Genomic DNA, 19,225 nt, shown 5'->3' with positions numbered 1-19,225 from the left:
GGCGTGCCGGGACCGTGCGGCCGGACGTCGCTCAGGGGGTGTCCGCCGTCCGGAGTGAGGCGGAGTGGGTTTCGGCGGTGGGCCGCTCATGGCCTATCACCGTGGAGACGCCGCGCGGTGCGATCCGGGCGCGCAGGGACACCACCGTCAGCAGGGCCAGCGCCGTGCCGACGAGCGGCACCGTGAAGGCGGCGCTCGCGCCGAAGCCGTCCGCCATCTGTCCGGCCGCCGTCACCGCCGCGGCCTGCCCCAGCGCGACCGAACCGGTCAGCCAGGTGAATGCCTCGGTCCGGGACGTGGCCGGGACCAGGGCCTCCACCAGGGTGTATCCGGTGATCAGCGCCGGTGCGATGCACAGGCCCGCCAGCAGACCCAGCCCGCCCAGCGGCAGCGGCGCGGACACCGCCCACAGCGCCCCGCAGACCAGCGTCAGCGCGGCGTAGGAGGTCAGCAGCCGCCGCCTGGGGGAGGTGCGCCAGGCGATGGCGCCGCAGGCCACGCCGGCGAGCATGTTGCCCGCCGCGAAGACGCCGTACAGCACACCGTTCAGGGCCGGTTGGCCGTGCTCCTGGGCGAAGGCGGTCAGGGCGACCTGCATCCCGCCGAAGACCGAGCCGACGCCCAGGAAGGCCACGGCCAGGACCCGTACGCCCGGTACGGACAGGGCCGAGGCGGGCCGCTCCCGGGTGTCCGCCCGCGCCGCGCTCAGCGGCGGCGCGGTACGGCGCTGGGCCGCGAAGAGCAGTCCGCCCACCAGCGTCAGCGCCGCCTCCGCGATCAGGCCGGCCGCCGGATGCACACCGGTGCTCAAACCGGTCGCGAGCACGGGGCCGATGACGAACGTCAGCTCGTCCGTCACGGACTCGAACGCGGCCGCGGTCGCCAGCAGCGGATGGCGCCCCGAACGCGGCCCGGATCCGCCCGGGGCGCCATCCCCGAGAGCGCCGTCCCCGAGAGCGGCCGCCCAGCGGGCCCGCACCATCGGCCCGACCTGCGGGACGGAGGCGCCCGTCGGCACCGCGGCCGCGATCAGCGCCCACAGTGGCGCGTGGGCCAGGGCGAGCGCCGTCAGCAGGGCGGCGGCCGCCGCGTGGAGCAGCACACCCGGCACCAGGACCGCGCTCTGCCCATGGCGGTCGGCCAGCTTGCCGCTCTGGGGCGCGAACAGCGCCATGGAGACGCCGGTGACGGCCGCGACCGCACCGGCGAGCCCGTACGACCCGGTGGTGTGGCGCAGCAGCAGCACGATGCTGATCGTCAGCATCGCGAACGGCTGCCGGGCGGCGAAGCCGGGCAGCAGGAAGGTCCATGCGCCCGGTGTGCGCAGCAGTTGCCGGTAGCCGGCGCGCTGTGCGGGAGGAGGGGTGGTGCTGGAGACCGCGGATGCCACGGCCGACGCCTTTCCGCCGCCTGGTAGCGCACCCGGGCCGGCATGCCGGAGTGCGCCGAGAGCTGTCCTCTCGCGCTGGACCGGGGTAGATACCGGGTCCGCGCCGATGAGGAGGCAGAAGGACCGCGGCCGCCGAGCGGTCGCGCCAGCTCTGCGTCAGGCAGAGTGGTTCGTTGCTTGCCGCGCCATCGTACAGGGAGGCCGCCACCTCGCCGGTGGCGGCGTGTGTCGTACGAGGTCAGGCGCCGGGCAGCGGGCGGACGGTGAGGATCTGCTGGGCGTGTCCGATCGGGCCGCGCAGATCGTGCAGCACGGTGCTGGTGATGCCCTGGCCGGTGGGACCGAAGGTGACCGTGGTGTCCAGCCCGGCCCAGCCGCCCTCGGGCCGGCGGTGGAGGTGGAGGGTCAGATCGACGTTGGGGAACATCCACTCGGTGGGCGGCTGACGTACGGCGATCCCGTTGGCGGTGTCGACGAGGGCGACGTACGAGGCCAGCGGGGTGCTGGTCTGCCCGGCCACGAGGGCGAGCGGGCTGGAGACCCAGACGGTCGCCCGGCCCCGCTGGGGCGGCGCCAGCGGACGGGAGTCCAGGGAGGCGATGTACCCGCCGGGCCACAGGGAGGCCATCGACCAGGGGGCGAGCTGCTCGGGAGGGGTGAGCCGGTCCCCGGCGCCACCGGCGACGGCCGTGGTGTCCACGGTGGCGAGGAGCCACGCCCGGGCCCGGACCACGGGGCGGTCGGCGATGAGCACGACGGCCTCGATGAGTTCGATGGTGCGGCCGGGCCGGACGGTCTCCACCCGGATCTCGCACTCGTCGAGGGCGAGGCGCCCGAGGATGTCGAAGCTGATCCGGCTGAGCAGCAGCCCGGTGTGCGGACGGGTGGCGAGGTGGCGGTCGATGGCGTGGACGATGAGTCCGCCGAGCGGGCTGAAGTGCTGTTCGTCGGTGCTCCAGGCGCCACTGACATGGGCGGTGGGCTTGTAGCGGTGTTCGTCGATCGGCACGTAGTAGCTGTCGGTGGTCAACGGGGACTTCTCCTCGGGCGGGAACATCCTGGTGATCAGGGGGGCGTTGACCAGCATGACCTATACGGCCGGGTGGACGCCGCCCCGCGTCGAGCGCGGCCGTCCTGGCGCGGGCCACTGATGAGCGCGCTCGGACGGCGGTGGGAGGCAGTTACTCAAGATCCTTGAGTAACTGCTCTTGATCAAGGGTTGCGTCACCCCCTAAGTTGAAAGTAACAACAGGTGGCATGAACCTGTTCAGCCGCAGTACCTCCCGTCGCGCGGTCACCAACGCCGCGCCGGCGGTCCCCCCTACCCGGGCGACGTCCGGCGCCGTCGCTGTGCCGGATACCGGCCTCGCGGCTCTCACCGGAGAGTGGATCGTCGATCCGGCCCACAGCCGGATCGGTTTCTCCGTCCGGCACGCCATGGTGAGCACGGTACGTGGCGCCTTCACGGAATTCGAAAGCCGCCTCTACTTCGACGGCCGTGACCCGCGCCGCTCCCGGGCCGAGGTCCTGCTGTCCACCGCCAGTGTCCAGACCGGTGTCGAGCAGCGCGACGACCACTTGATGGGCCGGGACTTCCTGGACGCCAGAACCTACCCCCATATCCGGTTCGCGAGTACCGCCGTGGAAGTCGCGGGCCCGGACGTCTACCGGATGATCGGGGACCTCACGATCAGAGACATCAGCCGCCCCGTCGTCCTGGAACTCACCTACATCGGGTACGTCACGGACCCCTTCGGCTACCAGCGGGCGGGCTTCGACGGCACCACCACCATCAACCGCTCCGAATGGGGCCTGACCTACAACGCCCGGCTGGCCGAGGGTGGCGCGCTGGTGAGTGAGAAGGTCCGCCTCCAGTTCGACATCGCCGCCATCCGCACCGTCCCCGCCGCCTGACGAGCCCGGACCCGGAAAGGGCGCTCTGAAGACTGCCGTCTGCGCAGGAGGGTGCTGAGGGGGGGGCGGGCGGCGTCGGCTGGGGAACCGGCGCCGTCACACCGGCTTCACGGGCGCGGTGGTGAGGTCCAGGTTGTCCTCGACCCACAGGCGCAGGTTCCTGAGCGGGACGGACGCGCTGTGGCCCAGGGGAGAGAGTTCGTATTCCACGTGGAGCGGGACGGCGGGGTAGACCGTCCGCTCGATGAGACCGGCGTCCTCGAGGCGGCGCAGCGTCTGCGTGAGCACCTTGGGGCTGATCCCCTGAAGGCGGCGCTGTAGTGCGCCGAACCGGAGCGGGCCGTCCTCCAGAGCCCCGATGGCAAGCGCCGACCACTTGTTCGCGAGCAGATCGAGCATGGCGCGGCACGGGCACTGGGCCTCGTACACATCATGATGGTCGTGCTGGCCTGTGTGGCATCGCGTGCTCATGGAGGGACCTTCCGGGTGCTGGTACTACCCAAAAGATAGCAGTGTCCCTTGTGGGTAACCACGCCCCCGCGGCTAGCGTGCGAGCGCGCCCGGAGAGCGGGCGTGACGAGAACGAGAGCTCAGGAGGCCCACGTGGCCAGGTCCATGATGCGTGCGGTGGTGCAGGACGCGCTCGGCGGCCCGGAGGTGCTGCGCGTCGCGGAGGTCCCGCGGCCGGAGCCGCTGCCCACCGAGGTGCTGGTGCGGGTGCACGCCGCCGGTATCAACCCGGTCGACTGGAAGACCCGTCAGGGCGGCGGCATGGCGGGTGTGCTCGGCGAGCCGCCGTTCACCCTGGGCTGGGATGTCTCCGGTGTGGTCGAGGAAGTCGGGTTCGGGGTGACCACGCTGGCCCCCGGCGACGAGGTGTACGGGATGCCGTGGTTCCCCCGTCAGGCCGGTGGCTACGCCGAGTACGTCACGGCTCCGTCCCGCCAGTTCGCCCGTAAGCCCGCCACGTTGAGCCATGAGGAGGCGGCCGCCGTGCCGCTGGCGGCGCTGACGGCCTGGCAGATCGTGGTGGACACGGCACATGTGACGGCCGGGCAGCGAGTACTGGTGCACGCCGCCGCGGGTGGCGTCGGGCACTTCGCCGTCCAGTTCGCACGGCACCTGGGCGCGCGGGTGGTGGGGACCGCCCGGGAGAGCCGGCACGCCTGGCTCGCCCGGCTCGGGGCGGCGGAGCTGGTCGACTACACCGAGCAGCGCTTCGAGGACGCGGTCGAGGACGTCGATGTGGTGATCGACCTGCTGGGCGAGGAGCACGACGCCACCGGCACCCGTTCCCTGAAGGTGCTCGGGAAGGGCGGACTGCTGGTGGCCGTCCCCGGTGGCGTCGCCCCCGAGGTGCGGCGGGCCGCCGACGCTCGTGGGGTGCGCACCAGCGCCTTCCTGGTCGAGCCGGACGGTGCCGCGCTCACCACGATCGCCGGACTCATCGACGAGGGTGAGGTCGCGGTCGAGGTCGAGGAGGTCTTCCCGCTGGAGGAGGCCGGACGGGCCCACCGCCAGGGGGAGGACGGCCACACCCGCGGCAAGCTGGTCCTCCGCGTCGGCGCCTGACCCGCGCCGCGCCGACGGCGGACGCCCGAGGCCCTCTCGACCACCCCTCACATCAGAAGGAGACACGCATGTTCTACGAGATCCGCCGCTACCACATCAGGCCCGGCCGCCGGGAGGAATGGGTCGGCTTCATGGAAGAGGTGATCATCCCCTTCCAGGAGTCGATGGGGATGAACGTCATCGCCTCGTTCATCGACGAGGAGGATCCCGACGGCTATGTGTGGATGCGGCGCTTCGCCGACGAGGCGGAGCGGGAGCGGCTGTACGCGGCGGTCTACCAGAGCGAGCGGTGGCAGCAGGAGATCGGCCCTCGGGTCGAGGAGCTGATGTTCCGGGAGAAGATCCAGGTCACGCGTGCCGTGCCCACACCGGCTTCCGGGCTTCGCTGACCGCGTCGGCCCCATGTCCCTCCGGGAGCCACCCGGTCCCGTCCCGCCCGGAAACCACACGGTCCCAGGGCGGGACGGGCCGGGGTCACCCGGAGGCGGTCCGCGCGGGGACGGGGGCGGCGGCTTCGGCGCCGCTCCGGCCGCTGCCGCGGCGCAGGAAGTACACGCCGACGGTGGCGAGCAGCGAGGCCGCGGAGAGCGCGTAGAGGCCGCCGTTGGTGCTGCCCGTCGTCTCCTCCAGGTAGCCGAAGAGGGTCGGGGAGACGAAGCCGCCGAGGTTGCCGAGGGAGTTGACGACGGCGAGCCCCGCGGCCGTGACCCTGAGGTCGAGCGTGGACTGGGCCAGCGGCCAGAAGAGGTTGGCGGCGCATTTGCTGCCGACGGCGGCCAGGGTGACGGCGGCGAGGCCGAACCACGGGGAGCCGAGGGTGGCGAGGAAGGTGCCGATGGCGGACAGCACCAGGACGACGGCGAGGTAGGGCCGCCGGTCGGGCATGCGGTCGGTGTAGCGGCTCATCGTGTACATCGCGATGACCGCGCAGATCCACGGAATGGCCGTGAGCAGCCCGATCTGGAAGGAGGAGAGCCCACCGATGTCGTCGACCAGGCTCGGCAGCCAGAAGGTGATCGCGTATCCGGTCAGCGCCATGGCGAAGAACACGCCGGTCAGCAGCGCGACTTGGGGGTGGACCACCAGGCGCAGCCTGGACACCTGCGGCTCGCGGCTGCGCGCCTCGCGGTCCCGGCCGACCGCAGCGCCGAGGGCGGCCTTCTCCTCGCCGGTCAGCCAGCGGGCGTCCTGGATCCGGGAGACGAGGAAGAAGGCGGCGACGATGCCCACGGTGATCGAGATGGCGCCTTCCAGCGCGAACATCCAGCGCCAGCCGGCGAATCCGCCCAGGCCGTGCATTTCCAGCAGTGCGCCGCTGATGGGGCCGGTGACGATGTAGGCGGTGGCGGAGCCGCCGAGGAAGAGGGCGCTGGCCCGGCCGCGGGCGGAGTCCGGCAGCCAGGTGGTGAGGTAGTACATGACACCGGGGAAGAACCCCGCCTCCGCGATGCCCAGCAGGAACCGCAGGACGTAGAAGGAGGCGGCCCCGGACATGAAGCACATGGCGAGGGTCACCGCGCCCCAACTGATCATGATCCGGGTGAGCCAGACGCGGGCGCCGAAGCGCTCCATCAGCATATTGCTGGGGACTTCCAGCAGGGCGTAGCCGATGAAGAACAGCCCGGCGCCGAGTCCGTAGGCGGCGCTTCCGATGCCGATGTCGGCCTTGAGGTCGTCCTGGACGAAGCCGACGTTGGTGCGGTCCATCTGGTTGACCACCAGCATGAGGACCAGGATGGGCATCACACGCCGCAGAAACTTGGTCACGGCCCGTTCGACGAGCTCCGATGAGGCGGCCGGATCAGGGTCGGGGGCGGGGGGATTCACCATACCGGCTCTCCTCGGATCGTTCATCCACGTGAACACTCATAAAGTGTGTGCAGACCTTACGATCGCCCGTTCTCACGGGTCAATGACTCCGGAAGCAACAATTCCGTGGGACTGCGCATGAGTTATGGCTGGTGGTTTGCCTTCCCCTGGTCCGGGCATGCCCCTTGGTAGGGTTCACACACCTACCATCTGTTCAACCATATGAATGGACGTCGATGTCTGACGGAGCACCCCTGCGCATCACGGATGTCACCATCACCCCCGTCGCCTTCCGCGACCCGGCCCTGCTCAACTCCGTCGGCGTCCATGAGCCCTTCGCGCTCCGCTCGATCGTGCAGCTCCACACCGACGCGGGTCTGACCGGGCTCGGCGAGACCTACGCGGACGAGCTCCACCTGGAGCGCCTCGCGGCCGTCGGACACGAGATCGTCGGGCTCGACGCCTTCGCCACCGAGCAACTGCATCAGCGCGTCCAGCGGGTCATCGAGCGCGTGGGCGGCGCCGGTGGCTCCGGGCTCACCGGCATGATCACCACCAGCAGCACCGTCGACCGGGTCGCCTCCCCGTTCGAGGTGGCGCTCCTGGACATCCAGGGCAAGGCCGTCGGGCGCCCGGTCAGCGACCTGCTCGGCGGCGCGGTGCGCTCCGCGGTCCCGTTCAGCGCCTACCTCTTCTACAAGTGGGCCGCCCACCCCGGCCAGGAGCCGGACTCCTGGGGCGAGGCCCTCGACCCCGACGCCATCGTGGCGCAGGCCCGCCGGATGGTGGACGACTACGGCTTCACCGCGATCAAGCTGAAGGGCGGCGTCAGGCCCCCGGAGGAGGAGATCGAGGCGATACGGGCGCTGCGCCGCGCCTTCCCCGGCCATCCGCTGCGCCTGGACCCCAACGCCGTCTGGACGACACGGACGTCGGTGAAGGTCGGGCGCGCGCTCGACGGTGTGCTGGAGTATCTGGAGGACCCCACCCCAGGGATCGACGGCATGGCCGCGGTCGCCCGCGAGGTCCCCATGCCGCTGGCCACCAACATGTGCGTGGTCGCCTTCGACGAGCTGGCCCCCGCGGTGGCCGCCGACGCCGTCCAGGTCGTCCTCTCCGACCACCACTACTGGGGCGGACTGCGCCGGTCCAAGCTGCTCTCCGGCATCTGCGACACCTTCGGCATGGGCCTGTCCATGCACTCGAACTCGCATCTGGGAATCAGCCTGGCCGCGATGACCCACCTGGCCGCGGCCACCCCGAACCTCACCTACGCCTGCGACACCCACTGGCCCTGGAAGACCGAGGACGTGATCGTGGACGGCGCGCTGACATTCACCGACGGCTCGGTGCCGGTGCCGACCGCCCCCGGCCTCGGTGTGGAACTGGACCCCGACGCCCTGGCGCGGCTGCATGAGCAGTATGTCCACTGCGGACAGCGCAACCGCGATGACACCGGGTACATGCGGCGCTTCAACCCGTCCTTCCAGGCCGGCCTCGCCCGCTGGTAGGCCCCGCCGGTGGCCCACCGCCACCCGGGCCCACCTGCCCGAATACCTCGATTGAAGGAGGCCGTCCTCGGTCACGTGGGGTACCCGGATTTCGGCTAAGCGTACGAAGCTCCAGGCCAGGACGTTTTCCTAGCCTCTGAGGGACGGAAAAGACGCCGAAACCCTCGGAAGTGCTGAGACTTGACTTCTGCTCCTCGCGTACGTACCGCCCCTGTCCGGACCGATCGCCGCCGCCGGCGCACACTGGGCGCGGCGATCGCGGCAAGCCTGGCCGTGGGCGCCCTGGCCGCACCCGCGGCCGGCGCCGTGGGCCACCACGCACGGCACGGCGCCGAGGCGGCCGCCCCCAAGGCCGACACCGGCTCGCCGGTGCGGGTGAACCAGGTCGGCTATCTGACCCACGGCCCCAAGAAGGGCACCGTCGTCACGAGCGCCACCAAGCCGCTGACCTGGACGCTCCGGGCCGCCGACGGCACCAAGCGGGCGAGCGGGACCACCCACCCCGCGGGCATCGACCCCAGCTCCCGGCAGAACGTCCAGACCTTCGACTTCAGCGAGGTCACCGACGCGGGCGAGGGGTACACCGTCACCATCGGCGGGAAGAAGAGCGAGCCGTTCACCATCGGTGACCATCTCTACCGCTCGCTGCGCAGCGACGCGCTGGCGTACTTCTACCACAACCGCAGCGGCATCAAGATCGACGCGGACCTCGTGGGCCCGAAGTACGCCCGCCCCGCGGGCCACGACAAGGCGGCCCCGCACCGGGGCGACACCGACGTCCCCTGCCAGAAGGGCGTATGCGACTACCGCCGGAATGTCTCCGGTGGCTGGTACGACGCCGGTGACCAGGGCAAGTACGTCGTCAACGGCGGTATCTCGGTGGCCCAGCTCATGTCCGCGTACGAGCGCACCCGGACCACCAAGGGCGTCGACCCCGCCCCCCTCGGCGACGGCCGGCTCCGGGTGCCCGAGCGCGGCAACGGCGTCCCGGACATCCTGGACGAGGCCCGATGGGAGATGGAATTCCTGCTGCGCATGCAGGTGCCCCAGGGCAAGCCGCTCGCCGGTATGGCGTTCCACAAGGTCCACGACAAGCAGTGGACCGGGTTCCCGACCCGGCCCGACCAGGACAAGCAGCAGCGTGAGCTGCACAAACCGTCCACCGCGGCCACGCTCAACCTGGCGGCCTCCGCCGCGCAGAGCGCCCGCGTCTTCAAGTCCTACGATCCGGAGTTCGCCGCCCGCTGCCTGCACGCGGCCCGGACCGCGTGGGACGCGGCCAAGGCACATCCGAAGATCTTCGCCAGCGACCGGGACTCCACGGGCGGCGGCGCCTACGGCGACCGGTACGTGGGCGACGAGTTCTACTGGGCCGCGGCCGAGCTGTTCCTGAGCACCGGTGATCACACCTACGCCAAGGCGGTGCTCGACTCGCCGCTGCACCACGACGTCGACGCGCTCTTCCCGCGCGGCGGCGGCATGTCATGGGCCTCGACCGCGGGCCTCGGCGCGCTCGACCTGGCCACCGTCCCCAACAAGCTCACCGCCAAGCAGCGCGCCGAGGTGCGCACGATGGTGACGAAGGCCGCCGACCGCTACGCCGCGGACTCCGCGAAGTCGGCCTACGGCGTTCCGTACGCGCCCAAGGACGGCAAGTACGAGTGGGGCTCCAACAGCCAGGTGCTGAACAACATGATCGTGCTCGCCACCGCACACGACCTGACGGGCAAGCCCCGCTATCTCGACGCGGTGCTCCGTGGCATGGACTACATACTGGGCGGAAATCCGCTCAACCAGTCCTATGTCACCGGCTACGGCGAACGGAACTCGCACAACCAGCACCACCGCTTCTGGGCACACCAGCGAGACCACAGGCTGCCGCATCCGGCACCCGGTTCGCTGGCCGGTGGCCCGAACTCCGGGCTCCAGGACGAGGTCGCCAAGAAGAAGCTGAAGGGCTGCGCCCCGGCGATGTGCTACACCGACAGCCTGATGGCGTACTCCACCAACGAGATCACCATCAACTGGAACGCCCCGCTGGCCTGGATCGCCTCGTACATCGATGGCCTGGGCGGCGGTGCGACGGGCAAGCCAGTGAGCTGACCCGGCCCGGTTTGCGCCCGGCCCCTCCGGCGGCGCGGCACCCCCGAGCGGGGGTGCCGCGCCGCTTGGCGTCTGCGGGAGCGGTCAGCAGGTGGCGTTCGTCCGGGTGAGCAGCCCAGCCGCGAAAAGCACACGGCCAGGACGCCCCGTCGAGGGGTGTCCTGGCCGTTGTCGCGTGTGGTGGAGCGCAGACCTAGTCGGCGCCGAACTCCATCGCGGCGCGGTCGAGCAGCGTGTCCTGCCCGGATACATGTCCGTCCGAGGCGATCGCCTCGGAGGCGCCCTGCGGCATCGCGCCGATCAGCCCGGTCGAGGCCGCCTGCGCGGCGCCGATCAGCGCCGGATGCGCGTTGCCGACCATGCCAAGCCCGGCGTACTGCTCCAGCTTGGCGCGCGAGTCGGCGATGTCGAGATTGCGCATGGTCAACTGGCCGATCCGGTCCACCGGCCCGAAGGCGGAATCCTCGGTCCGCTCCATGGAGAGCTTGTCCGGGTGGTAGCTGAACGCCGGTCCGGAGGTGTCCAGGATGGAGTAGTCCTCACCGCGCCGCAGCCGCAGGGTCACCTCGCCGGTGATCGCCGCACCGACCCAGCGCTGTAGCGACTCGCGCACCATCAGCGCCTGCGGGTCCAGCCAGCGGCCCTCGTACATCAGCCGGCCGAGCCGCCGTCCCTCGCTGTGGTACGTGGCGAGGGTGTCCTCGTTGTGGATCGCGTTGACCAGCCGCTCGTACGCCGCGTGCAGCAGCGCCATGCCCGGTGCCTCGTAGATGCCCCGGCTCTTGGCCTCGATGACGCGGTTCTCGATCTGGTCGGACATGCCCATGCCGTGCCGACCGCCGATGGCATTGGCCTCCAGCACCAGATCGACGGCGGAGGCGAACTCCTTGCCGTTGATCGTCACCGGCCGGCCCTGCTCGAAGCCGATCGTGACGTCCTCGGCCGCTATTTCGACCGTCGGGTCCCAGAACCGCACGCCCATGATCGGCTCGACGAGCTCGATGCCCGTGTCGAGGTGCTCGAGCGACTTGGCCTCGTGGGTCGCGCCCCAGATGTTGGCGTCGGTGGAGTAAGCCTTCTCGGTGCTGTCCCGGTAGGGCAGGTCATGGGCGACCAGCCACTCCGACATCTCCTTGCGGCCGCCGAGCTCGCGGACGAAGTCGGCGTCCAGCCACGGCTTGTAGATCCGCAGGGAGGGGTTGGCCAGCAGGCCGTAGCGGTAGAACCGCTCGATGTCATTGCCCTTGAAGGTGGAGCCGTCGCCCCAGATCTGCACATTGTCCTCGAGCATGGCGCGCACCAGCAGAGTGCCGGTGACCGCCCGCCCGAGCGGGGTGGTGTTGAAGTAGCTGCGGCCGCCGGAGCGGATGTGGAACGCCCCGCAGGCAAGGGCCGCGAGCCCCTCCTCCACCAGGGCCGCCCGGCAGTCGACCAGCCGGGCGACCTCCGCGCCGTACGTCGTGGCGCGCCCGGGGACCGAGGCGATGTCGGGCTCGTCGTACTGGCCGATGTCGGCGGTATAGGTGCAGGGCACCGCGCCCTTGTCGCGCATCCACGCGACCGCTACCGAGGTGTCGAGGCCGCCGGAGAAGGCGATCCCGACGCGTTCGCCGACAGGGAGGGAGGTGAGAACTTTGGACACAGCAGGAGTATGCAGTCTTATGCATGATCATGCAAGCGCCCCTGGTAACGCTGATGATCCAACGCCTCACCCAGCGCCTCGTCCCGCGCTTCGCCGGGCCGGAAACCGGGGCGTCCGGGCGGCTCCGGGCGGCTCCGGGCGGCGAAGCGCGGGGGCGAGGGTCACGAGGTCAGATACGCCTCCACCTCACTGAGCTGGGCGGCCGGCCAGCCCGTGTTGCCGGTGACATTGAGCTTCAGGTAGCGCACCTGCGCGGTGCCGGGCAGGGCGATGGTGACCTTGTTGCCGGTCGCCGGGTCGAAGCGGTAGCCCTGCGAGCCCACCACCGTCGAGTACGCCGAGCCATCGGAGCTGCCCAGCACGGACAGCGTCTGGGTACGGGCGCCCCACGCCGAGGAGGGCGGCAGCTTCAGCACCAGCCGGCGGACGGCCTGGCTGGAGCCCAGGTCGACGGTCAGGGCCTGCGGAAAGGCGTTGTTGGTCGACTCCCAGTAGGTGCCGGCGTCGCCGTCGACCGCCTTGCCTGGGGTGTAGACGTCCTGGGAGCCGGTCGCGGTGGCCGGGCGGCCCTTGGCGAGGTTGCGGCCCGGGTCCGGGTCCGGGTTGCCCTGGCCGGGCTGGGGCCAGGCGGAGCAGTCCGACCAGGTGCTGCTCCAGCCGGAGTTGCCACCGCCGTCGGCGACCTCGAAGGTGCCGGAACCGGCCGGGAACGGGCAGTTGTAGACCCCCGCCACGCCGACGCTGGAGGCGGTGACATTGCCGAACTTCGCCGCTCCCTGCGCCTCGGCCTGGACGACGACCGTTCCGGGGTTGGTGACGGTCGCGCCGGTCACATTGACGTTCTTGACCGGGTAGCCCCGGCCGCCGCCGGAGACGAACTCGAAGGCGCTGTACGGGCTGTCCGTGATGGTCGTGTTGGTGATGTTGACGGTGGCGTCGATCGCGCTGTCGTAGGAGTCGACGCGCAGGGCGCCCATCGGATGGTTCCAGTTGGGGTTCATGGCACCCGCGCGCACGAGCGTGTTGCCGTCCACCGTGATCGTGCCGGCCAGTGGATGGAACGGGTCCAGGAACTTCTGGTTGGAGATGGCGATGCCGCTGCCCAGCGCGTTGGTGTCGGAGATCAGGTTGTTCTTGACGGTGATGTCCCGGCCGCCGTAGATCGCGATGCCATTGGCCAGGTTCGGCTGCGAGATGGTGTTGTTCTCGAAGCTGCTGCTCACATCCGGGGAGTTCAGCGACCACATGGCGAGCGAGTCGTCACCCTGGTTGCGCAGGAAGTTGTTGCGGACCCGCACCTCCTTGGCGCTGCCGTTGAGGTTGAGGCCGTCGGCGGTGGTGTCGAGGATGCGGTTGTTCTCCACCACGAGGTTGTCGTTGTTGCCGGTCAGCCAGAGACCGACCTTCAGATGCTGGAGCCACATGCCCGACACGCTGGAGCCCGGGCCGAGCGAGCCGTTGACGAAGTTGTCCGGGTTGGAGTCGACCCGCTCGGTGACCTCGCCGATGACCGCGAAGTCCTTGATGTGGACGTTGCCGGAGGAGCTGGTCTGGTCGATGAACCGCGAGGTGTGCACGACCGAATGCCAGCTTCCGGCGCCCTGGAGGGTGACGTTCTGGACACCGCTCAGGGAGGAGGTCAGCTTGTAGTCACCCGGCGGGATCCAGACCACACCGCCCTGGGCGGCGGCGATGGCGTCCCGGAACGCCTGGGTGGAGTCGCCCTGCCCGCTGGGGTCGGCGCCCTTGGAGGTGACCGAGACCGATCCGGCGGGCTGTCCGGAGGCCGCCGCGACCTGCTCGAAGTCGGCCACATCGACGGTGACCTGGGCGTTCGCCGCCTCGAAGGCGATCTTGTCACCGGCCTGGATGTTCTGCCCGAGCAGCAGCCGGACGTTGTCGTACAGGTGGTGGGTCTTCGAGCCCGCGATCCAGCCGGTGTCCACATACGAGTACTTGGACGTGACCGCGAGGGTCTTGGCCAGCCTGGTGCCGTTGACATAGACGTTGAGCGCGCCCGACTGGCCGTCGGGCACGCTGTAGGCCACGTTCACCGCGTTGGCGGCGCGCGGTGCGGTGAACTCGACGCGCTGGCCGGTGGCGAGGCGGACGGCCTGGCGCCCGGACGCCTCGGAGGCGAGCGTGCCCTGGGTGAAGTCGGGGCCGATCTTCGTACCCGTGGTGGTGGCCGCCTCGGCCTCGACCGAGGTGAAGGGCAGGGAGGCGCCCGCCGCCGCGTGTGCGGCCGTGGGGGTCAGGGTGACGAGCATGCCGGCCGCCAGGGCGACGGCCACGCCGATCGCCGACAAGCGCCTGGTGGATGCCGATGCGGTGCTGCTGCTGTGCATGTGCTGATCCCTTCGTGGTGGGGGTCGTGGGATAGCGCGGTGCGGTGGGGGGTGGTTCAGGCGAGCAGCCAGGCCGCCGTGTCCTGCGGAAGACGGCCCTGGTCGTCCAGCGGGCCGCTGCTGAGCAGCAGCCGGGAGGTGCCGTCCAGCTCGGCGGGGGTGTCCGCGAGGTTGACCACGCAGACCAGGCCGTTGTCACGGGCGAAGGCCAGGACACCGTCGGCCGAGGGAAGCCAGGTCAGCGGCCCGTCGCCGAATCCGGGGGTGGCCCGGCGGAGGCGGATCGCCTCGCGGTAGAGGGCGAGCATCGAACCCGGATCCGCCTCCTGCGCATCGGCCGCGTACGCCGGCCAGTGCGCGGGCTGCGGCAGCCACGGCTCCTGGTGCGAGCCGAAACCGGCGTACGGCGCCTCGGCCCCCCACGGCAGCGGCACCCGGCAGCCGTCGCGGCCCGGGTCGGTGCCGCCGGAGCGGAAGTGCATCGGGTCCTGGATGCGATCGCGGGGGATATCGGCCTCGGGCAGGCCCAGTTCCTCCCCCTGGTAGACGTAGACGGCGCCGGGCAGGGCCAGCGACAGCAGGGCGGCGGCCCGTGCCCGCCGGGTGCCGAGGGCGAGGTCGGTGGGGGTGCCGAAGACCTTGGTGGCGAAGTCGAAACCGGTCTCCTCGCGCCCATAGCGGGTGACCGTGCGGGTCACATCGTGGTTGCACAGCACCCAGGTGGCGGGCGCGCCCACCGGAGCGTGTTCGGCGAGCGTCTCGTCGATCGACGCCCGCAGCCGCCGGGGCTCCCAAGGGCAGGCCAGAAAGGAGAAGTTGAAGGCGGTGTGCAGCTCGTCCGGGCGCAGATAGCGGGCGAAGCGCTCGCTGTCCGGCAGCCACACCTCGCCGACGAACACACCACCGTGCTCGTCGGCCACCGCGCGCCAGGAGCGGTAGATGTCATGGAGCTCGTCGCGGTCGACATACGGATGCGGATCGCGGCCCTCGACGAAGTCGGGCAGCCGGGGATCCTTGGCCAGCAGGGCGGCCGAGTCGATGCGCACGCCCGCGACACCCCGCTCGAACCAGAAGCGCAGGATGTCCTCGTGTTCCTGGCGTACGGCGGGGTGCGCCCAGTTGAGGTCCGGCTGCTCGGGGGCGAACAGATGCAGATACCAGTGGCCGTCGGGCAGCCGGGTCCAGGCCGGGCCGCCGAACTCCGACTTCCAGTCGTTGGGCGGCAGTTGACCGTGGTCGCCACGGCCCGGGCGGAAGTGGAACAGCTCGCGCTCGGGGCCGCCGGCCAGCGCGGCACGCCACCAGGGGTGCTGGTCGGAGACATGGTTCGGCACGATGTCGACGATCGTGCGGATGCCCAGCTCCCGGGCCTCGGCGATGAGCTTCTCCGCCTCGGCCAGGGTGCCGAAGGCCGGGTCGATGGCGCGGTAGTCGGCGACGTCATAGCCGCCGTCCTTCATGGGCGACTGGTACCAGGGGCTGAACCACAGTGCGTCTACGCCGAGTTCGGCGAGGTACGGCAGCCTGGCGCGGACACCCGCGAGGTCGCCGGTGCCGTCGCCGTCCCCGTCGGCGAAGCTGCGCACATACACCTGGTAGATGACGGCGGAGCGCCACCAGTCGTGGGGCGTCCGGGCAGGGGTGGGCTGGGCCACGGTGGATGCCTTTCTGTCGAGGGGGCGATATCAGCCCTTCGTGCTGCCCGCGCTGATCCCGGCGATGATGTGCCGCTGGAAGACGAGGAACAGCGCGACCATCGGGATGCTGGCGATGACCATCGCGGCGATGAGCACGGTCAGTTGGATGTTCTGCGACAACTGGACGAGTGCCACGCTGATCGGCTGCTTGCCGGTGTCGGAGAAGACCATCAGCGGCCACAGGAAGTCCTGCCACACCGCGACCAGCGCGAAGATCGACACGACGCCGAGCACCGGATGCGACATGGGCAGCACGATCGACCACAGGGTGCGCAGCTTCCCGGCGCCGTCGATCTCGGCGGCCTCCAGGACATCGCGCGGGATCTGGTCGAAGAACCGCTTGAGGAGATAGAGATTGAAGGCGTTGGCCACGGCCGGCAGCCAGATCGCGAGCGGGTCGTTGAGCAGGCTGGTGTGGATCAGCGGCAGATCGGCCACGGTCAGATACTTCGGCACGACCAACGCCTGGGCCGGGACCATCAGCGTGGCCAGGATGCCACCGAGGAGCACCTTGCCGAAGGCGGGCTTCAGCTTGGACAGGGCGTAGGCGGCGGCCGTACAGAAGACCAGTTGGAACAGCCAGGCACCGGCCGCCTGGACCACCGTGTTCCACAGATGCTGCGGAAGCTGCATCAGGTCCCAGGCGTCGGTGTAGCCGCTGGAGTGCCACTGCTTCGGGACGAGGCTGGGCGGGGTCTGCGCCACCTCGTCCGGCGACTTCATCGCACCGGTCACCATCCAGTAGACGGGGAAGAGGAAGGCGATCGCGAACAGCACCACCACGGCCGTGAAAACCGTCCAATAGACGGCCCGGCCGCGGGGGCGGGCCAGGGCGGCGGGGGAGACGAGGGTCCGAGTGCTCACGCTTCGTCCTCCCCGGAGCGGGTCAGCCGCAGATAGAGGGCGGAGAAGGCGCCGAGCAGCACCAGCAGCATCACGCTCAGCGCACACGCGCCACCGAAGTCGTTGTAGAGGAAGGCGTATTTGTAGATGAGGTAGAGGACGGTGACCGTGGCGTTCTCCGGGCCACCGCCGGTGATCACGAAGGGCTCGGTGAAGACCTGCATCGTCGCGATGATCTGAAGCAGCATCAGCATGAGGATCACGAACCGCGTCTGGGGAATCGTGACATGGCGGACACGTTGCAGCAGACTCGCGCCGTCCAGCTCGGCCGCCTCGTACAGCTCACCGGGGATGGACTGGAGGGCCGCCAGATAGATCAGGACGGTGCCGCCCATATTGGCCCAGGTGGCGACGATGACGAGGGAGACCAGGGCGGTGTCGGCGCCGTTGGACCAGTTCGAGGTGGGCAGATGCGCGAAGCGCAGCGCCTCGTTGGCCAGCCCGGCGCCGGGGTCGTAGAACCACTTCCACAGCAGGGCGCTGACCACCGGCGGGATCATCACCGGCAGATAGACCACGACCCGGAAGAACGCCTTGGCGTGCCGGAGTTCATTGAGGACCAGGGCGAGCAGGAACGGGATCGCGAAGCCGATGACCAGCGCCAGCAGGGTGAAGGTGAGGGTGTTCCGCCACGCCGCGGTGAACTCCGGATCGTGCAGGACCCGGGTGAAGTTGGCGGTGCCGACCCACTCGGGGGACGAGCCGGGCGTGTACTTCTGGAAGGCGATCACGACCGCGCGGATCGCCGGATACCAGGAGAACAGCGCGAAGCAGACGAGACCGCCGAGGAGGAAGCCATAGGCGCGGGCCTGGTCGGCGAGGCGGCGCCGCCCCCGACCCCCCGCCGGGGGCGGCGCCTGCACCGGGTGGACGGCGATCGCCTCGGCGGGCGGCCGCGCAGCGGTCCTGGTCATCGGGTCAGCCCCGGGCCAGGATGCTGTCGATCTTTCCCGAGGCTTCCTCGATGAGCTGGTCGATATCGGCGTCCTTCTTGGTCAGGACGGCGGAGACGGCTCCGTCGAGCACGGAGTAGATCTGCTGGGCATGCGGCGGCTCGATCTTCATCCGCAGCTTCTGATTGCCGTCCAGGAAGGTCTGGTAGTTGTCCACGGGGACATTGGCGTTGGCCTTCTTGACCTGCTGGTCCTTGGCGTCGGCGGCGCCGGTGAACAGCCGCGGCTCGGGCAGGCCCACCGGGGCGTCGTTCTTCTTGGCGCGGACGTAGTCGCCGAGGAAGCCCTTGCCCGGAGTCAGGAACATATGGTCGAGCCACTTGAGACCGGCCCGGATCTGGGCGGGCGTGTCCTTCTTCTGGAACATATAGCCGTCGCCGCCGATGAGCGTGCCCTTGCCACCGGGCATGGGGGCGATGGCGAGGTCCTCGTAGTTGCCGCCCTTCTCCTTCACCAGGATCGGGATGTTGTCGGGCGCGGCGAGATACATGCCCAGCTTGCCCGAGCCCATCATCTGCTGGGCGTCGTTGATGACGAGGAGCTGCTTGCTGCCCATCGAGTCGTCCACCCAGCGCATATCGTGCAGATTCCGCAGGACGGCACGCGCCTCGGGGGTGTCGATGGTGGCCTTCTTGCCGTCGGTGCTGACGACATCGCCACCCTGTGCGTACAGCTCCGCCGTGAAGTGCCAGCCGCCCTGGTTCTGTGCGCTGTAGTCCGCGTAGCCGACCGTGCCATCGCCCAGCGCGGCGATCTTCTTTGCGTCGGCGCGGACCTCTTCCCAGGTCATCGGCGGCTTGTCGGGGTCGAGTCCGGCCTTCTCGAAGAGCTTGCGGTTGTAGATCAGGCCCATCGAGTAGCCGGTGCGCGGGATGCCGTAGACCTTGCCGTCGACCGTGTAGATGTCGCGAAGCTGCTTCTGGAGGGTGGGGTAGCTCTTCAACTCCTTGACGTACGGAGTGAGATCGGCCGCCTGGTTGATGTCGACGACATGCCGGGCGTCGGTGAAGTACGTGTAGAAGACGTTCTCCATCTGGCCGCCGGCCAGCTTGGCGTCGAAGGTCTTCGGGTCCTGGCAGGGGAACGCGTCATGCGCGACGACGTCGATGTCCGGGTTCTGCTTCTCGAAGGAGGCGATGTCCGCCTCGAAGAACGAGCGGTCGACCTTGGCGCTCTTGGGCGGCATGCAGTTGACGGTGATACGCGTCTTTCCGCCCGCCGAGCCGTCGTTCGACCCTCCGCAGGCGGTGAGGGCGAGGGAGCAGGCGCTGAGCGCGATGAGCGTACGGCGGAACCCGGTGCTTCTCATGGGTGGACCCCTCTGTACAGGAGCAGGGAAGCACCACGGCCGCGAGCGGGGCGCACACAACCGTGAGTGCGCCG

General features: G+C 70.0%; 15 protein-coding genes. 5 read left to right on the top strand and 10 right to left on the bottom strand.

Annotated features, from left to right (window positions below; all coding sequences use genetic code 11):
* Positions 1-31: 31 nt before the first annotated feature.
* Positions 32-1,390, bottom strand: coding sequence for an MFS transporter (locus ACK1X7_RS05010; protein WP_413114688.1), 1,359 nt, complete (start codon positions 1,388-1,390; stop codon positions 32-34).
* A 238-nt stretch (positions 1,391-1,628) separates the two neighbouring features.
* Entirely contained in the window at positions 1,629-2,447 is an 819-nt protein-coding gene (locus tag ACK1X7_RS05005; RefSeq protein ID WP_413116850.1) for a thioesterase family protein, read from the bottom strand.
* A gap of 200 nt (positions 2,448-2,647) precedes the next feature.
* Between ACK1X7_RS05005 and ACK1X7_RS05000 the strand changes: the two genes are divergently transcribed.
* Entirely contained in the window at positions 2,648-3,304 is a 657-nt protein-coding gene (locus ACK1X7_RS05000) for a YceI family protein (RefSeq protein WP_216341603.1), read from the top strand.
* Positions 3,305-3,400: 96 nt separating this feature from the next.
* Here the strand turns inward: ACK1X7_RS05000 and ACK1X7_RS04995 are convergent, their stop codons facing one another.
* Entirely contained in the window at positions 3,401-3,775 is a 375-nt protein-coding gene (locus ACK1X7_RS04995; RefSeq protein WP_361511269.1) for a winged helix-turn-helix transcriptional regulator, read from the bottom strand.
* Between the two features lie 147 nt (positions 3,776-3,922).
* On the opposite strand from ACK1X7_RS04995, the gene ACK1X7_RS04990 reads away from it, so the two are divergent.
* Together ACK1X7_RS04990 and ACK1X7_RS04985 are read left to right on the top strand one after the other, a co-directional pair.
* The gene (locus ACK1X7_RS04990) at positions 3,923-4,876 is read left to right on the top strand and encodes an NADP-dependent oxidoreductase (protein ID WP_398160821.1); all 954 of its coding nucleotides are present in this window, start codon (positions 3,923-3,925) and stop codon (positions 4,874-4,876) included.
* A 68-nt stretch (positions 4,877-4,944) separates the two neighbouring features.
* A complete protein-coding gene (locus ACK1X7_RS04985) occupies positions 4,945-5,265 on the top strand; it encodes an NIPSNAP family protein (protein WP_216341605.1) in 321 nt (106 codons plus the stop codon).
* Between the two features lie 85 nt (positions 5,266-5,350).
* Here ACK1X7_RS04985 and ACK1X7_RS04980 read toward each other — a convergent pair whose 3' ends face one another.
* A complete protein-coding gene (locus ACK1X7_RS04980) occupies positions 5,351-6,706 on the bottom strand; it encodes an MFS transporter (RefSeq protein ID WP_385144039.1) in 1,356 nt (451 codons plus the stop codon).
* Between the two features lie 215 nt (positions 6,707-6,921).
* Between ACK1X7_RS04980 and ACK1X7_RS04975 the strand changes: the two genes are divergently transcribed.
* A complete protein-coding gene (locus tag ACK1X7_RS04975; protein WP_385144037.1) occupies positions 6,922-8,196 on the top strand; it encodes a glucarate dehydratase family protein in 1,275 nt (424 codons plus the stop codon).
* A 273-nt stretch (positions 8,197-8,469) separates the two neighbouring features.
* A complete protein-coding gene (locus ACK1X7_RS04970; protein ID WP_413116849.1) occupies positions 8,470-10,299 on the top strand; it encodes a glycoside hydrolase family 9 protein in 1,830 nt (609 codons plus the stop codon).
* Between the two features lie 193 nt (positions 10,300-10,492).
* Here ACK1X7_RS04970 and argG read toward each other — a convergent pair whose 3' ends face one another.
* From argG to ACK1X7_RS04940, 6 genes are all read right to left on the bottom strand, one after another.
* Complete coding sequence (argG, locus tag ACK1X7_RS04965; protein WP_385144035.1) at positions 10,493-11,941, bottom strand: argininosuccinate synthase; 1,449 nt, start codon at positions 11,939-11,941, stop codon at positions 10,493-10,495.
* A gap of 161 nt (positions 11,942-12,102) precedes the next feature.
* Positions 12,103-14,289, bottom strand: coding sequence for a discoidin domain-containing protein (locus tag ACK1X7_RS04960; RefSeq protein ID WP_390794717.1), 2,187 nt, complete (start codon positions 14,287-14,289; stop codon positions 12,103-12,105).
* Between the two features lie 56 nt (positions 14,290-14,345).
* Positions 14,346-15,944, bottom strand: a complete 1,599-nt coding sequence (locus ACK1X7_RS04955; protein WP_385144031.1) for a glycoside hydrolase family 13 protein — start codon at positions 15,942-15,944, stop codon at positions 14,346-14,348.
* A 30-nt stretch (positions 15,945-15,974) separates the two neighbouring features.
* Entirely contained in the window at positions 15,975-16,850 is an 876-nt protein-coding gene (locus ACK1X7_RS04950) for a carbohydrate ABC transporter permease (RefSeq protein ID WP_413114687.1), read from the bottom strand.
* Positions 16,847-17,803, bottom strand: coding sequence for a carbohydrate ABC transporter permease (locus tag ACK1X7_RS04945; RefSeq protein WP_382950732.1), 957 nt, complete (start codon positions 17,801-17,803; stop codon positions 16,847-16,849). Before ACK1X7_RS04945 ends, ACK1X7_RS04950 begins: the two co-directional genes overlap by 4 nt.
* Before the next feature lie 4 nt (positions 17,804-17,807).
* Entirely contained in the window at positions 17,808-19,151 is a 1,344-nt protein-coding gene (locus tag ACK1X7_RS04940) for an ABC transporter substrate-binding protein (protein WP_385144027.1), read from the bottom strand.
* Positions 19,152-19,225 lie beyond the last annotated feature (74 nt).

The sequence above is a fragment of the Streptomyces sp. CY-1 genome, assembly GCF_047218265.1.
GTDB lineage: Bacteria > Actinomycetota > Actinomycetes > Streptomycetales > Streptomycetaceae > Streptomyces > Streptomyces niphimycinicus.
This window is presented reverse-complemented; position numbering and strand designations above follow the sequence as displayed.

Excerpts from the sequence above, each read along its gene's own strand:
- ACK1X7_RS05005 (WP_413116850.1), bottom strand. The coding sequence starts at position 2,447 with ATGTTCCCGCCCGAGGAGAAGTCCCCGTTGACCACCGACAGCTACTAC.
- ACK1X7_RS05000 (WP_216341603.1), top strand. The coding sequence starts at position 2,648 with ATGAACCTGTTCAGCCGCAGTACCTCCCGTCGCGCGGTCACCAACGCC.
- ACK1X7_RS04995 (WP_361511269.1), bottom strand. The coding sequence starts at position 3,775 with ATGAGCACGCGATGCCACACAGGCCAGCACGACCATCATGATGTGTAC.
- ACK1X7_RS04990 (WP_398160821.1), top strand. The coding sequence starts at position 3,923 with ATGCGTGCGGTGGTGCAGGACGCGCTCGGCGGCCCGGAGGTGCTGCGC.
- ACK1X7_RS04985 (WP_216341605.1), top strand. The coding sequence starts at position 4,945 with ATGTTCTACGAGATCCGCCGCTACCACATCAGGCCCGGCCGCCGGGAG.
- ACK1X7_RS04980 (WP_385144039.1), bottom strand. The coding sequence starts at position 6,706 with ATGGTGAATCCCCCCGCCCCCGACCCTGATCCGGCCGCCTCATCGGAG.
- ACK1X7_RS04975 (WP_385144037.1), top strand. The coding sequence starts at position 6,922 with ATGTCTGACGGAGCACCCCTGCGCATCACGGATGTCACCATCACCCCC.
- ACK1X7_RS04960 (WP_390794717.1), bottom strand. The coding sequence starts at position 14,289 with ATGCACAGCAGCAGCACCGCATCGGCATCCACCAGGCGCTTGTCGGCG.
- ACK1X7_RS04945 (WP_382950732.1), bottom strand. The coding sequence starts at position 17,803 with ATGACCAGGACCGCTGCGCGGCCGCCCGCCGAGGCGATCGCCGTCCAC.
- ACK1X7_RS04940 (WP_385144027.1), bottom strand. The coding sequence starts at position 19,151 with ATGAGAAGCACCGGGTTCCGCCGTACGCTCATCGCGCTCAGCGCCTGC.